General features: G+C 34.8%; 9 protein-coding genes. 2 read left to right on the plus strand and 7 right to left on the minus strand.

The window, feature by feature from the left end:
- Positions 1–53: 53 nt before the first annotated feature.
- The 3 genes from ACFFIS_RS09985 to ACFFIS_RS09995 form a co-directional block, all read right to left on the minus strand.
- The gene (locus ACFFIS_RS09985; RefSeq protein WP_320378233.1) at positions 54–941 is read right to left on the minus strand and encodes a tyrosine-type recombinase/integrase; all 888 of its coding nucleotides are present in this window, start codon (positions 939–941) and stop codon (positions 54–56) included.
- 265 nt (positions 942–1,206) lie between these two features.
- Positions 1,207–2,115, minus strand: coding sequence for a hypothetical protein (locus tag ACFFIS_RS09990; RefSeq protein WP_390187297.1), 909 nt, complete (start codon positions 2,113–2,115; stop codon positions 1,207–1,209).
- 753 nt (positions 2,116–2,868) lie between these two features.
- Entirely contained in the window at positions 2,869–3,936 is a 1,068-nt protein-coding gene (locus ACFFIS_RS09995) for a four helix bundle protein (protein ID WP_390187300.1), read from the minus strand.
- 1,311 nt (positions 3,937–5,247) lie between these two features.
- On the opposite strand from ACFFIS_RS09995, the gene ACFFIS_RS10000 reads away from it, so the two are divergent.
- Positions 5,248–6,219 carry a ParM/StbA family protein gene (locus ACFFIS_RS10000; RefSeq protein ID WP_390187302.1) on the plus strand — a complete coding sequence of 324 codons (972 nt, stop codon included), beginning with the start codon at positions 5,248–5,250 and terminating at the stop codon, positions 6,217–6,219.
- Complete coding sequence (locus tag ACFFIS_RS10005) at positions 6,212–6,490, plus strand: hypothetical protein (RefSeq protein ID WP_390187303.1); 279 nt, start codon at positions 6,212–6,214, stop codon at positions 6,488–6,490. Before ACFFIS_RS10000 ends, ACFFIS_RS10005 begins: the two co-directional genes overlap by 8 nt.
- A 113-nt stretch (positions 6,491–6,603) precedes the next feature.
- Here ACFFIS_RS10005 and ACFFIS_RS10010 read toward each other — a convergent pair whose 3' ends face one another.
- The 4 genes from ACFFIS_RS10010 to ACFFIS_RS10025 all read right to left on the minus strand — a co-directional run bounded on the left by ACFFIS_RS10010 (position 6,604) and on the right by ACFFIS_RS10025 (position 14,997).
- Positions 6,604–9,765, minus strand: coding sequence for a DEAD/DEAH box helicase family protein (locus ACFFIS_RS10010; protein WP_390187305.1), 3,162 nt, complete (start codon positions 9,763–9,765; stop codon positions 6,604–6,606).
- Positions 9,765–9,974: a hypothetical protein gene (locus ACFFIS_RS10015; RefSeq protein ID WP_320378225.1), complete on the minus strand. Its 210-nt coding sequence runs from the start codon at positions 9,972–9,974 to the stop codon at positions 9,765–9,767. Before ACFFIS_RS10015 ends, ACFFIS_RS10010 begins: the two co-directional genes overlap by 1 nt.
- Before the next feature lie 558 nt (positions 9,975–10,532).
- Positions 10,533–13,130 carry a DEAD/DEAH box helicase family protein gene (locus tag ACFFIS_RS10020; RefSeq protein ID WP_390187307.1) on the minus strand — a complete coding sequence of 866 codons (2,598 nt, stop codon included), beginning with the start codon at positions 13,128–13,130 and terminating at the stop codon, positions 10,533–10,535.
- Positions 13,123–14,997: a DNA methyltransferase gene (locus ACFFIS_RS10025; RefSeq protein ID WP_390187308.1), complete on the minus strand. Its 1,875-nt coding sequence runs from the start codon at positions 14,995–14,997 to the stop codon at positions 13,123–13,125. Before ACFFIS_RS10025 ends, ACFFIS_RS10020 begins: the two co-directional genes overlap by 8 nt.
- Positions 14,998–16,688: the final 1,691 nt, after the last annotated feature.

Genomic DNA, 16,688 nt, shown 5'->3' on the forward strand with positions numbered 1-16,688 from the left:
ACACTCATTATTAAAATAAAAAAAATCTTTATTCATTTTAATAAATCTACTCCCTAAAGATACAAACCATCTACTGCATTTTGTTTGTCTTCAGCACTACTATTGATATAAAAACGGTAAAGTGTATCAACGGAACTATGACCGGTTAATATGGCCAACGTTTTCGGATCCACTTTTCCATCTTTTAATAAATTTGTACAAAATGTATGACGGGCCATATGTGGGGTTACGACATATTCTAGTTGGGCTTTCTTGCTGTATTTTTCCAATACTTTATTAATAGCAAGCCTTGTTAAACTTCCCCGTTGACCTTGGAATAGCTTTTTTGATGATACATCTGGCCTTACCTCAAAATAATCTTTAATAGCGGAAACAACACTTGCATTCAAATTAACCTTTCGTAACTTATCTCCCTTACCACTTCGTATTAATACATAACTATAATTACTTTTTCCATTACGCCCAGTTAGATGAATATCGTCAATTTCAACCGAAACCAGCTCGTTGCATCTTACCCCTGTTCCAAAAAGAAAATAATATATTAATATATCCCTTTTGTTTCCAGTAGCTTCAATAGTCCGTTTTAACCGGTACTGCTCCTGTTTTTCAACAACATTAACTTCATAATCCAATTCAATATTATTTTTCTGAAGAACATTTCGCAGTTCTATCCCTTCCTTACAAACATTATTTTCAAATAAATAATGTTGAAAGCGAACAATACCCTTTAATTTCCTATTTATACTGGTTACTTTTAGTTTTCTGTTTAAATTCAAATACTGACGATACTCACGTAGATCTGTTTCAGTTATTATTTCAGTTTTATATCCAACCGTATCTTCTAACCATTCCTGAAACTGCTTAATATCACTTCTATATGCTAGAATTGTGTGTGAACTCTTGCCTTCTCTTTGCAATTGTTGAATAAAATTCAATAACACTTCTAATTCCCTCCTATTTTTAGATTCACAAAAAGGTGTTACTACCCGGGGGCAAAATCCTATCTTTTTTTTAAGACAGAATTCCCCAAAAGCTGTAACACCTTTGTTCTTCAATTATTTATTCACTATTATTGTTACTGACCACTATATCTCAAAAGTACTAACTAAACCCTATTCAATACCATTCAAATACACTAAGCCTTGTATCAGCAATTCATTTATCTCATTTATAAGTTTTTCCATTTCCAGGCTCTCAAAAAAATAGTCAGTTGGATAACCCTTCCTGTCCTTCTTTCCTTTCATTTATTGGCTTACTGTAGTCCACGCCTATCCTTACCAGAAGATCCAGAAGGCTCTCGCATTGGTCTTCGTCAAAATTATGATTATGTAAAGCATTAAGTATACTTTCTTTAACCACTGGTCGCTCCTTGTTAAATTGAAAGTTTACATTCCTATAAGGTAAAAATGACAATATGGTTTTCAATTCTGATAGTGAGTACTCTATTTTAGCTTCGTGCTCCAGGATCAATTTATAAATCAGGTGCCTATTGACAATTGCATATCTAATTGAGCGGTTTTTCGAATCTTTAATTAAAATGTCGTTTTCTAAAGTGTAGAGGTTTTTCAATCTCGAAATTGGATCATCTAAATCCGGAAAGATAGGATAAGATCTTTCATATCCCAATCTAGGTACACCCTTGGCATAAAAACCAAGTTGATCTGACGCATTCAAATAACAAGGTGGTAAAGATAGTAAGAACCTAAGTGCATCATTCGGTTTATATTTTTTTAGTAACTTAAAAATTACACTATCATTTTTTTCCCATTCTGGTGATTTATACTTTGGCTGAAGGGAAAGATACTTATGCTCGATCGCAGCCTCTAAGGAAATAGCAAATTCACGCTGGAAGTAAAAGGAGTAAATCAACTGGTTTTCAAAAGGCGTGACATCCGCATCATCTAATGATAGATTTAATTTCATTATTTCCTCTTTAATTAAGGTCAACTGCCTACGGAGTTTATAATCCTTAAACCTTATGCCAGACTTTTCTTGGAACACTTCCTCAAAAGTTTTGATAGACCCTGCTGTTAGCCCTTCAATTTTTTCACAGTTTATATCATCTCGATAATGCTCATCAATGTATTCGACTACTATATTGATTTTGTCGTTCATAAAAAATCCTCCTGAGAAATCCCCAACAAAAAAATGCCATTGACTATATTCAAAGGAAGCCGGGGATTTTTTTTTACGCCTCGGTTACTTTTTTAAGTCAATGACATTTGTAATTTGTAAGTATTACTATAACACAATTATAGTGAATTCCCATCAATATGACAAGAAATGGACTGTAAAAATAATCCCTACACATAATTGTTAGTTATGAAGATAGTTCTATATTTTTAATAGCAATGAACGCTGGCTTACCCGCCCCATGTTATGGAATAGGAACAAGAAAACTATATACATAACTTTTTTAGTGTTGTTTCTAGTTAGTTTACTAAGTCTTAAACTGCCTTAACAACATTGTAAGGATCCGTTACGTTACTCGTTAATCAAAAACGATATTTGAGTGCTGATAGAGAGAAACCTTCAACTCCAGTAAAAAAGAAAGAATTAAATTCAAAACCAGGGAATTCCTTAGAGCTTACGGAAGTGCTAAAAAAAGGAATTACATTCAATGTTCAAAAATTAACATCAAATTAAAACAAAGGATAGTAGATTTTCTCTCTGGATTAGCATGGCCAATTAACTACCTATAGTTCTACGACACTCATTTTCACTCTTTTTTGAGTAAAAGAGAAATCCCCATTCAATTCCTCATTTAATTATTTTGTTAAATGAGAAATGAATTCTTTCCTTTAACTGTACTGCTAATAAAACATCAGAGGGATACGGTAAGATTTATTCACCTTATCCCTCCATACTTCAACTATCCTTTTCTTTACTTATGTTACCAAGTCTCTTCATGAGGATATTTCTAATTGATTCCCGCAGCTTCCTAATATCCGCTATGCCCTCTCCTGTTACAATCTGTTTGTTCACGGACGTGTCTAACATACTATCAAGACCATCCAACGCTTGTAAGGCATCATTGAAGAATCGAAACTTTACCAGAACGTAAAGTTGATGTGATTCAGAAATGTTAGCTACACAAGATGTTGCATATTTTATCATTTCTTTTTGTAAGCCCTTTTCTCCCCAAAATTCACGTCTTCTTGTCATCCCATAGACCTTCTCCACTAAAAGCAAGGCTTGCTCATAGGCATCAAAGCCTTTTACTTTGGGAGTATAAGGACTTGGCAAATCCATTCCTTTACCTTCTTTATCTTTAATGTTAACCAGGGTTTTTGTTAAAATAGCCACTATTTGAGTAACCTGGTTATCTAATTCATCATATTGTTCTTGTGATATATACCCTTGACCTAATGAAATTTGCAACCATGAGGATGTCTCCTTTGCAGACCCTATTGCAATCGAATATTGATAAAACTTCTCGCCAATATAGATTTGTTCACCCATTGCTATTCTTTTTTTAATTGATTCTGCACTTCTTCCAATCTGATCAATAATATTTCCATCGTACGAAGGAAAGGTCTTGCAAATTTCTATTATCTTTTCTTCTAGCTCTTTTGCTTTTAAATAACCGTCAAACTTCTTTACATCTCTTATTTTAAGGGTTTTCTTCATTGTTTTTTGTTGGGATGTGGGTTTTGGGGACAATAGAGGGGGTTTTTTTGTGGACGCTTTATTTGAAGGCTGTAAGTTGCGGAAGTCATTGAGATTATCGTAAACCTGATTTGCTCTATACTTATTCAAAAAGGAATCAATGACAATCTTCTCTAATTCGTTAATATCTTTCATGTCTTTTAGAATCCAAATTAGTCCTTTTTCTGCGAGGTACTTTAACTTATCTTCAACGTCTATAATGCTGTAATTAGACAATTCTCTTTCATTTCTGTACCAATCTTGTATTTGTTCGACTGTTTCATTCATTTTATACCATCTCCTTAATGATTTTCAATTGCTAGGAGATAAAGATCCTTAACTTATTAAGATAAGTTCTCTTTATCCCCTTCACCTTCATTTTCAGTGAATTAATTGATTGATTTCTGGAAAAGTAATTAGTGTAACCTAATGAAAACTTCGAGGGTTAATTTGCAGCAATACTCAAGTAATGCAGTGGGGGCTTCATAAAATTTCTTTGAATCAGATACGTTGCCACGTTAATTAAGCATCTTGAATTTAATTTGGAAAATACTTTTCAATAGCTTTGTAACCATTGTATCTCTCCAAAAAATCATAGACTTCATTCACGTTAACTGGTTTAAAATCTTCGCTGCCAGACTATGAATTCATACCATCAGAAACTGCCATTTCAGTCATTGGTCCACCGTAATGATAAACGAACCAATTGCCTTTCTTAGTTCGTATCCTGTTGTAGATCCCGTTGACTCTTGTCCCTATTCCTTCTTTCAATCTATAATTATATTATATTACTAAAAATCATTATTAACCTGTTTTCTATGTTCGACTACGTTCTACCTATTTACCGAAGCGTAATCATATCTTAGTAATCCTATTCTATAAGTTCCTAATAAAAAGAAATAGCGATGGTGTTTGTTATTTTTATACATTAACCAGTTTAGCATCCAGATATTTTATTAATATCACTTTATTTCTCACGTAGCTGGTTATTGTTTTAAGTTAATCACGTTATTTCCTCCCCCCCCATTACACTTTCGTTCGTCCTATGACTTTAATGTATATAATCAACCGAATTAAAAGTGACTTAGTAGGCCACATTTGGATTTGCTTTGAAATTTCACACGTGTAATTAACCGATGCTATAAATGATTGTTTAAGCATGTACAAAAGTGATAGTTATGTACATTTTGTTATCCTACCTCTCTACAACTTTATATGGAGATTTGGGTATGATGGTTACCAGCTGCTGGATATTCGGCGGTATATTCATGCTCACAGAGGCTCAATGTCAAGAGTGGTGCCTTTTTTATCTCTTCTATGGCATTTTTCCGTACATAGAGCATTTTCATTTAGATTGCCAACAGCTATTTTAAGACATATCTTATATAGGTATATGATTCGGTAATCCTGATTTTCAGTTGTATAGACTAGACCGCTATATCCCACCTTTTTATTCGTACCTCTAACAATTAAGTAATATGAAACTTATGAAAATATCATATTTGCTCGAACATCATTTATATGATTTTCTCTTATATTTATGAAAGAACAACATAGTATAAGTTGTTAAATCTATTAAAAGAAAAGGAAGTGGTTTAGATGAAAGAAACAATACTGATTGCCGTGGACTGTGGCAAATATCAAAGTAAAGGTATCGCCAAATACAAGGGTAGTACCTATATGACAAATTTTCGTACCAAAATGCAACATGCAGAAAGACTAGGTGTAGATATTTCAAAAGGCTCTTTTCACATTCACTATCACGGTAATGAATATCTACTAGGCGACATGGTAAGTGAAGACCATTCGAACTTTTCACTGAGCAAAACTTCACTCCTCCATCAACTCTCCATATATACTGCCATCGCTCAGCTACTTCAAAAGGCGAAGACTCCTCCAGATATTGACATTCGGTTAGCCATCAATGTGCCTATTTCCATTTACAAGGATTCCATTCAAAAAGAGAAGTACAAAGAAGCGATTGAAAATCAAAATCGAACAAACCATTTGATTGTTAACGGAAAAGCAACCTCATTTCAATTACGAGATGTGACTCTAGCATTTGAAGGTATGGGAGAAATTTATGCCCAATCAGATGAATTTCGTAACAAAAGTTCAATAGTGATAGACGTAGGGGGGCTCAATTGTACTTTTTGTCAATTTTCAGGCATCAATCCCTTAATCAATACCATGGTGGTAAGTGATTTAGGAATGAATGTATTGAAAGGAAAGATTGGAAAAGTAATCAATGAACGATATGGCCTATCCGTCTCTTCCGATGATTTAGAACAGGTTCTTCGAAGTGGGTACTTTGCAAATAGAGGGAAGGTTTTCGAAGAAAGTAAAGTGTTGATCGAGGAATTAAAATACGATCACTTGCAACAAATAGTACAGTTCGCTCAAAGTCGGCAATATACGTTCAACATGAGCGACATCCACTTTGTTGGCGGTGGAGCAATGACACTTAGAAGGTATGTCAAGCAAGAATTCCCCCACGCTCTTATCATGGAAAATCCTCAGTACAGCAATTGTCTCTCGTTCCTCAAAATTCTGGAGGTTAAATATGCCTAATGTCAGGTATACCATTAGCATTCCCTCAAAAGACTTAGAATTAATCCATTTTGTTAAGGAAAAGAGAAAGCAAAATGGCTTGAGTGCCTACATTCGGGAATTGGTTCGGAAGGACATGAAAAATAGGGAAAACCTTGAATTGGAACAGATATATGAGTATGTCATCAAAAAACTAAAGGAAGATGGATACACTATGAAAGAAATAGCAGCTAAGAAGGTTACTGATTTTATTGATGAAGCAGACAAGGATATTATCATGGACCTCTTCTAAAGTTTTTCAAACAAAAAGGGCCTTCTTGGTCCTTTTTATAATTATCACAAAAAAGTAATAAAACTCCTTTTGCCGAGATATGATAAATAAGTCATTAGAAAAGGAAGCTGCTATTATGCAACTTCCTTTACCTCCTCATTCAAGGTATGCAGACCATAAGTGAGCGTAATATACATTTCATCTTTGAAACCAAGCAATGTATAAAGCTCCTTCCCATTTGATGGTTTTACTTCAATGTTAAGCATTTTCTTGAAGGTTTGAGGCTTGAATCGGCTGGCATCCAATTCAAGTCCTTTTTCTTTGAGTTTTTTCGCAAGGCACCTTTTCAAGAAATCACTTACCTCCTCACCAGACTTAAATTCTAGTCTTTTTTTATTTCTTGCAAACACTTTGTCCAGCACTTCCATCAACTGAACCTCTAAGGTGAATTGCCCTCTCCTCCTAATGGCTTTAATCCTTTCAATTGTCCTAAGATCATCAATATAGCAGTACGTTTTTCGTCTCGGTGGATTTTGATGGACCTGAAATACTTTGCTGACCAACCCATAATCGGGTTCCGTTTCAAGGAAATGATTCAAGTCCTTTTTACTTCCTCCCTTTAGGATACTGCGAACAATTTCAAGTTCCCCGTCTTTTCTTCCAATCATAAACTCTTCCTTTAATTGATTGAAATAGCTTTTATTGGAGGCTATTTGTTTAATGATACTTTTGGAATCACCTTTGATTTTATTGTTTTTCAGTAATTCATTTTTGTTCACTGTTACGGATTCATTCGAATCTGTAAACTGGCAATTAAACTTATCCTCCAATTCTTTAATAAGAGAACGACAATTATTATAATTGTTATACGTTTTAATCATAATTCCCTCAGATTCAATTGCAGGATAATTAATCCGTACATTACCATCATTATTCGAATACAACCCACAGTTGCGTTCTATTTCGTCCAGATCACCGACAACTGAATCATCCCCGCCCCGTGACAATTCAATGTAGATTTTTGAATTTCTTGCCTTCCTTGCCTGCTCTTCTACATAAGCATGGTAACGAAATACATTACCTTGTTTTTCCGAAGCACTCTCTTGGAAGAAGAGCTTGAATGCCGCATAAGATGGTACAGCGTTACTTATTCTAAAACGATTGGACATTTGCACAAGACGGGTAAACTCATGGTTCATACTGGAACTACTACAGTACACCCATGTTTCAGCCTGTTCATCGAACCCTGATACAATGCTAATCCCAGCACTCATTGCCGTTGTTCCAAGTATAACTTGAGCACCTTTCGGAATATGTCCAAGTTCGATTATAGACAATTCTCCTTCACTCCGTTCCTTCTCTTTCTTCGAATATATTCCAACCGCTTTGATTCCCTTCTTAGCCAAGTCTTTTTTGAAGTCCTCGATCAATCTTTTATTTTCAATGAATACCAGAAGTTTTCTTGACGGATCCTTTTTAATTGCTTCTCTAATTAGTTTTAGCATCATTGAATCTACTTCATTGGTATCTTTACCCGATAGAACTTTAAATCCGGCCTTGCGAAAAGGATTCTTTCGGTTTTTTTGTGTCACCTTGATAACCAAGTCATAAACACCCTCAATGGTTAGGCTCTCGGGTGTGGCTGTCATATGCAATACTACACCATCATTATTCAAATGATTTTCTTCTTCAGCCAAATACCTTTCAATCGTTTCCGACTTGAATGTTGAATCATTAGCTAACATATGGCACTCATCGAGTATCATGATACGATGATCTTTCAAAACTTCTAACGTTGCTAAATCATAGCCACTTCGTCTTACATTTTCACCTTCAATCAATTTCATATCGAGAATAACATGTGCATGATCCGGCGTTGTAAGAAACTTGTCGTTGTTCGCAATAATACTTTCACGTTGTCCCTTAATCATTTCATCCGAACCAGTTAAAACGGCTGATTTTTCTGTTGAAAAACTATTCTTGAGGTTATTGATTAAGTTTCTTCTCGGGATCGACATGATCGAATAGGATAAGCTGCTAATACTTCTGTAAACTTTTTTGAAGGTCTGTAATCTTCCATTAAATTCATCAAGTACATCTAAAATGAACTTGGACTTACCTATTCCTGTATCACCGACAAATAAGATACGTTTTCCTGGATTATTTAGTAGCAAATCTTTAAATTCCTTGGCAACCTGTTTATTTTCCGAAAGGTATCCTTCGATTTCCCATTCCTTATCAATTTTCATTTCGCATTTCTCACTTAGTTGAAAAATCCCTTTTGTATCAATACCAAATGTGTGCAAATCGTAAATGAAACTTCCCATTGTTCTTTCAACATATCCATAACCCTCAATCTTGTAGAGCTCTTCTTGGTATTTCCCTTCACCATCATCAATGATTTCACATAGTTGGTATGCTTGGTTTCTATCAATTAGCCCTTCAAGCATCATGCTATAGAAGGTCTGTAAAAGATTAAACCACGCATCATAATCATCAATAAATGGTAATTCTTCAAGTGCCTTAACAATAGCATCGAAGTTAACTCCAATTGTTTGGTAATGATTATTGAATCTATTGTCGGCTAGTTTCCTGGCAACCCGCTTATCACTAACTTTTCTCTTTTTCGATTTCATTCTTTTCTTTTCCTTATGAAACTCATCAACGTAGGGCTGAAGATTTACCGGTTTTTGTTTCCTATTGATGCGGACCTTATTACCGGAAGCATAAATTAGCTTTAGCAAATGTTGGCTACTGTCAAAGGAAATCCCTAATTCTTGTTCCCAATACTCCATTCTTCTCTTATACGCATATGCCCACTGCTCATAAGAACAGTTTTCTAAGGGAATAACCCGCTCATATACGTGGTATCGGGGATCACTGAAATCATCACTACTTGAGAATGATCTTTGAACCATATAGAAGTTTTTAAATAACCTCTTTTCAAGTTCTTTTTTCCTTTCGTAAGATAAGTGCTTAATGTCATCAATGTCGAATTCGAAAATATTTGACATAAAGCCCTTTACTTCATCTCTTTTATTTGGTGAATCAAGCCAAGTTGCCACAATATGTGGTGTTCCAGTTTCTAGCACATTATGGGCCAATTCATGTTCATCCATATGACTGTACTCTGTTTTGTTTCCAATGTTTACTGATTTGAAGTAGTTTTGCATTTTAGCTGCTTCATATTTTGATGGTTTTGTTTTATAGCGATGAGTGTAAGGGGTAATCAGTAGGTTATTTTGAGGAAATTCAGGAGTTTGTGAGACTTTTGTTGTATGAGGTGATTGACTCATTATTTATCACCTCCAAGCGATTCGTTATTTTTTTCTTGTAAAACATTAAACCATTCTTGAACTTGATCATGTCCATATTTATCAGTTAGTCTAGTATAATGCTTTAAACCCTCATAGATTTGTTTTGCATCTTTTGGCGATTTTACGTTTAGCTCGTTAGCCTTGCTTGCGTAAAAATTGTCACTGTATTTCTTAGTTTTCTTTTTCATATCTATCACTTCCCTTTCTTTTGGTACTTTATGATAGATTTTTTTTCAAAAGATATAACACTATATTAAATTTTCATGTTCGAGCAAGGTTTGAGCCCGCCCCTAAAACCTGTCACTTTTTTTAGTACAGTTTAGTGGATGATATAAAGTTAAAAGTGACAATTTTTGAGGTGTAGTATTAAATATAGACTCCACTTTTGTCACTGTTTGATAGATAAACCGCAGGCCTTCCTACCATCTTCGTAAATAGGATTGTAGCTTTTAGTAGAAAAAACCGAAAAAACTTTTAGGGGTGGCAAAACTGGAGTAGGGAGAAATAAAAACATCTTGTTAATAGGTCACTTACGCAGTCCCTTTTACCTTGGCAAATTGTTTTTATGTTTTTATATGGTAGAAAAATTTGTACCGTGACTCCTTCAAACAAGGGTGTGACGACCTATATAAATTTAGTAAATAAATAATATATATAAAGCACCCGAAACTGTTTTACTATTAAAAAACCGTCCCTCATAAGTAGTTGGACGGTTTAAAATAAGAATCTTTCCTATAAAACTATATCTACAGTTTGACAGACGTATCAACCAGCTTTTCCTGAAAATCCTCCCGGAACTCTTGGCGTTTCACGCTATCATCTGAGAAAAATTTAATTCCCAACAGCCGAACATCTTCATTTTCGCTCAGCACCTCAATGTCGGGATGGGTGGATAGGGTCAGTAAAAAGTCTTCTTTCCATTGATCCGCTTCGTGTAACGTTTTATTTTTCGGCTCCAAAAACACTTGATAGGTGCATTCCGTATCCTTTAAATAGAGAAGGAAATCTGGCATGAATCCTCTCGTCTTTCCGATTTCGGTTATTTTCACCTTTTTATGGTTACGGATTAGATAGACTTCGTCGTACTTAGATTCCAATTCATCCATGTAGTTGTTGATAAAATCAATCATTTCCTGTTCCAATCCGTTGACGATAGCTTTGTCGAATATGAACCAATCATGAGACTTCATATTTTTCGTGCGGATGACCTCACTCATTGTGCGGGTATTTCCACGCACTTGATTCACTTCAACATGATAGTCGTTTATCAATTCAGTAAATCTTATTCCTTCAAACTTAGGAGTGCCTTTCAACTTCATATAATTTAAACGAATTTTACTTTCGGCATAGACAAGAAACTTCTCAACATGTCTCAGCTTTTCATAGGAAGACAACTTGTCAATAGACAAACCAGAAGGCATTGTCAGGTGGATTCTCAAACTCCCTAAAAAGTTGTCGCTGTCAATAAAATCATCTATGGAAGAAATACTTGGTACGAATTGTTTTAAGTTAGAAAACCAGTAAAATGGATTTCTTTGGATTGCCTTTTGTAAAAGTATCCGCTCTGGCTTTAACTCCACTTCTCTAGTCTGAGACATAATTACCTCTTTGTCAGCCCCATATCTTTTTTCGATAGCAGTTTCATAATCTGATTCAAAATAGGGTGATACATGATAGTCAGATAATCTTTGATAGTCTTCTGGTGATGTCGGGATAACCTGATTGATATAAATTTTTCCGTAACGATACAAATTGGTCTTTTTAAACTTCGACTTTATCTTTGCGTCATAGCGAGTACTTCCATCTTCTTTTACTTGAATATTGGCAGCCTCAAGTGATTTGTTCAAATTGTTGATGTAGGCATTTTCATTGATCGTGTGATAGTGTAAAGTTTCAATCACCTTTAAATCTCTACTTACATCATCGTACCTTCTTTGATAGGACCTTTCCCCCTTTTCAACAAATGGATAATATCTCGCTCCACGACCAATTAATTGGGCTTCACTATCCGTAGTGTTTCGTGTTCCCGTTGCTCCTTCACTAATCCGTACAATGTCGTAGAGATTTAGCACATCCCAACCTTCGTTTAGTTTGGCAACAGCAAAGATGGTACGTATTGGGTTATCGGCTTCTTCCAGTGTATTTAACAACAATGTGTTTTCTTCTGTTTGAAACTGAGAGTCGTTCGCATTCAGATAAGTTTCTGTGAAATCCCACTGTATATGTTGAACAACACTAGATAATTCCATGTTATTATAATACTGATACATCTTGCTCCAAATGCTTGAACTTTTGCCATAAATGTTTAGTCCTTTTATTATGGCTTCCTGCAACTGGTTAACAGACAGACTTTCAATCATGGAAATAAACTTCTGATTGGTTTCAATTGATATAGCGATTGTATTTGATTTGAACAGGATGATTGGTTTCAAATCAATCCCACTATCCTTGGCAATGTACTTCCTAAATTGACTTAATAAAACGGCATTCAACATCTTTTGTTCATCATCTTCATTTGCTTGAAGAAGTACAACATTCTTTGAGTATTTATGTTCCATAAATTTCTTCAAATCATATTGATAGACAACTTTGTTTTGCATCTTTGAAAACAATAAATCATTCTCTAAATTAAAAGTTGCACTAAAGCCTAAAAGACGATTAGAGTGTTTTAAAGATAAAATGTTCTCTATAGTCCGTTCCCATGAACGCATATCAGCTTCCTTTTTCGTTAATTTTTTCTTATCCCGCTTAGTATCAGCAAAATAATGATGAGCTTCATCCGCAAGCATAACGATTTTCAATTCTTCTATATAATCAAATGTTAATCCATTTTCCTTCGGTTCCATCAAATCGCCATGCAACTTCTGAATGCTTGTTAACTTCAAGTAGATGGTGTTCGGTGTTGGTTGCAGTGGGAACATGTCTACTGTTTGAATGTAAATAGGTTGTCCCTCTATAAATATACCCTTTGGATTGAACAAATATTTAGGTGAAACAGTATTTGTTAGGTTGTCTCGTGTCTTTTTTACTATGGCATCACTATCTGCAAAAAAGATGAAATTCTGATAACCTTTTTCCTTGAATAAATAAAGGATACTTGCAGCGAGAACTAATGTTTTCCCGGAACCCGTCGCCATATGAAATAGTAAATGATTGTACGCTATATCCGCAGCATCTGAACGCTGTGTATAAATGAAATGTTGTAATGCCTGTTCCTGATACGGTCGGATTTTATGATTCAAATTATCCTGTAAATACAAGGGGAGTTCTAAAGGAAGTTCATGCAACTTCGTCAAATCTTCAAAATTACGGCTAATAACGGCATGTAGAATTTCTTTACTCATGCCTATCACCACCATTATTTCGATAGAAGGAATGATTGAATTTCTTCACAGACTCGTCTACATCAAACTTAGTATCATCTATTTCTGTATAGCCTAGATAGAGTTGGTTCATATCTAATGCTTCTATCAACAAGCATTTCTTTTCATTCAAAGAAAGATTGACAAAGTTAGTATTTTCATTTGTGATTTTTTCCATATCAGCCTTGAAGTTTAAGTAAGCAGATTCAATCATTATTTGGATAATCTTATTTAATCTTTCATGATTTTCCACTTCTTGAATTAGCTGGACGTATTTCGTATTCAATTCTTGCATTTCTGCATAGATAAAACTTCCTCCACCTTTCCATTGGACATCCTCAGAAATCCCCCCTTGTTCACCCTCGATCACCTTTTGTAGCCGTGGAACCGAAACCGTTTGGATATAATCCATTTGTTCGATGCCTATAAATTGCCTGTTCATTTTCAAGGCAACAGCTTGTGTCGTGGCGGACCCCATGAAGAAATCAAGAACAATATCATTTTCTTTTGACGCTAATTTTATAATTCTATTAATCAATTTTTCAGGTTTAGGGGTTGAGAAAACTGAGTTTCCGAATAAACCCTTCAATTCACTATTCGCTTCTCGTGTTGTCCCTGCATCTGTACTGTCCCAAATATTTTCAGGCGTTCTTCCAGTTTGATTCGATAAATATATTTTTCTTATGATACCTGAATTGTCTGGCTTGAAAATGATTTCTTTTGTTTTTATCTTTTCGTCCACGGACTCTTTAGACCAACGCCACCCATTGTCAGGTGGGGGGATAATAGTACCATTTGGAGCTATAATATTAAACTTTAATGTTTGTCGCAGATTGGGGCTTCTTACATCTCCAGCTCTCCAAGGACCTTTTGGATCATTGTCTGGATTTTTATAATTGATATTATTCTCTTTCGTTCGAGGTAACTTGAAAGGATCCAAGTTCTCTTTATCTTTAGCATAAACTATTAAGTGATTATAATGCCTTGAAAAAAAACGTTCGTCATTTTTACTTTGTTTTGTGTGATTCCATATTACGTCGGCAAGAAAATTATCTTCCCCAAAAACAGAATCCAACAACACATTAAGATAATGACTTTCATTTGAATCAATATTGATCCATATACTTCCGTCATTAGACAATAACTCTTTAGCTATTTCGAGTCTGTTCTTCATGAATATTAACCATGACGAACGATTAAAACGATCATTGTATTTAAAACCGTCATTGCCAGTATTGTATGGAGGATCTATATAAATTAATTTAACCTTACCGGCATATCGTCCTCTCAAGGAATGCAAGGCAATTAGGTTATTTCCTTTTAAAATCAGATTGTCTGTCTCTTCAAATTCAGTAATTTCATGTTCGCCTTCTACATCATATTTTTTTATGTTAGTTAGAACTTTAGGTGAGAGCATTACGTCAATTTCTTCTCTAGCTAATACGCTATGATAATAGATTTCGCTTTTTCCGACATCCTCTTTTGTCATGCCACCTTCCAAAACACAATCCTTGTAAGGAAAATCCAAAACCACATCAGAATCATATTTCAAATATTTGCCTTCGCTTGTCAAACCAACCTCATTACGGAAACGAGTGTAACTATTCTCCCAATAATTTTTAAATCGAAGCATTGTAACAAATTCATCCGTCTTGAACACAATACCATTTCGGACTTTTACCGAATAGGCTGTTTGTATGTAATCATTCGAAAGCAACGCTTCTATCAAATCAGTCCGGTATTCCCGTACATCCTCAACCACTTTGTTTTTTAATAATGTGTCTCTTTCCCAATACTCCGGAAAGTACAATAAAACTTTTTTTATTTCCTTCATTAATATAGTTTCCATCTGACAACCCCACCTTTTAAACACTTTTTTCTAGTTTCCTCTTCAAAAGATAATTTGAATTAAAAACTATCTTTTAAATTCGCACCTTAATACCTTTATCATATCAAATTACTTCAACTTTCGATAATATCGAGATAATAGATAGAAGAAAACGTGGCGTTTTAGTTAGCTATATGCAAAGAAAGCTATAATCCCCCTTATATTATTATTTTTCCAACCCAAAACAATTAAAAGAAGAATGGTATATTAATGCTGGCAAATAAACTTATAACATTAGAAAAGGCCGTGAGAGAAGTGAATAGATTGAAGAACTATATAGATTTAGTGGGGAACTATGAGACTGATACACTTTAAAAGTGGATAATAAAGGCAATACGCCCTAAATAGCATCAAAAGAATTATAGAAATAGCTTCCAAGGAAGGAATTACACATAATGGTAAGCAACTAAAAAGAAGTTATGTAATTAAAATAATCAATAACAAACCAATGGACGAGTTGGGTCGAATATTGCGATTAGGATATAGACATAAGATAAAGCCGAATAGAAGGTAACACCTGTAGATGGGTGCCCTTTATTCTACCCTGAATTAAAACTATTGCATATTAGGTACTTTCAATGTACTAAAACATAAGCAATCAAAAGTGGTGTCTTTTTTATCTTTTATGACATATTTCCGTACATAGAGCATTTTTCTAAGATTACCAACAGCTATTTTAAAACATATCTTATATAGGTATATGATTCGGTAATCCTGATTTTTTTCTGAAGTGATTATTGCCATCAAGATTATCCAACCTTGCAATGTTATTGATTCACTTATTACATTATTTTGATCCATCCCTTTCATAAGGAAAGCTAGTATATTAAATTAGCAACAGCCCCACCGCCCTTAACCCTATTTGTGTCCATTGTAGTGGTTTGATGGCAATTGGCGGAAATAAAGCCTTTGGAGGCTCATTCGCATCAATAGCGTACCCACACAGGACAATCACTTCTAAGTTCCCCTGTGGAGCCCCTGACCCCTCTTCCGATGATCACTAAAAAGTGGCACGGCGGCCAAGGGCAAGCAGCTAAAGCTGTGGCTAAGATAGTATATATCTGTGGGAGGACAACCTTTGTCACAGGTGGATCAAAAAGATGGCACAACTGGGTCTATTTGATGGCAGTAATCAGAAGGAGCAATAAATTATAATACCAATCCGTCATTTCCTAACATATTTTATTCTCTCCATCTTTGCCTTTAATAGGATTACGCAGGACCCTTGTAATCTTAGAATTCGATTAACCATTAGCATTGAGCACTATTAGAAAGAATAGACCATTAACTTTGGTAGATAAGGGGTACTTTTTTATTCATAGGGATAATGCTGTAATAATGCTCCCTTAACATAGCGTAGGCAATAATTGCTTCATCCTTTCTATTTATTTCGATTTCAATATAGTACAACGAAATATTTAAGCCAGCAACAAACGGGTTCCCTTAACTTGCGAGAATTTGCATTACCTACACAGATGTTTTCAGTCAATGAGGTTTTCTTATAGAATTACCGCAATCTAATTTATGACATATCTTATATAGGTATATGATTCGGTAATCCTGTTTCTTTACTGATCACTCTGTCAAATAGAAAAGCACAAATGCCAATATTGAACTTGATTCAAGTCGTTATTAGTACATTAAGTAGAGTT

Source organism: Paracerasibacillus soli (assembly GCF_042432965.1).
GTDB lineage: Bacteria > Bacillota > Bacilli > Bacillales > Amphibacillaceae > Paracerasibacillus > Paracerasibacillus soli.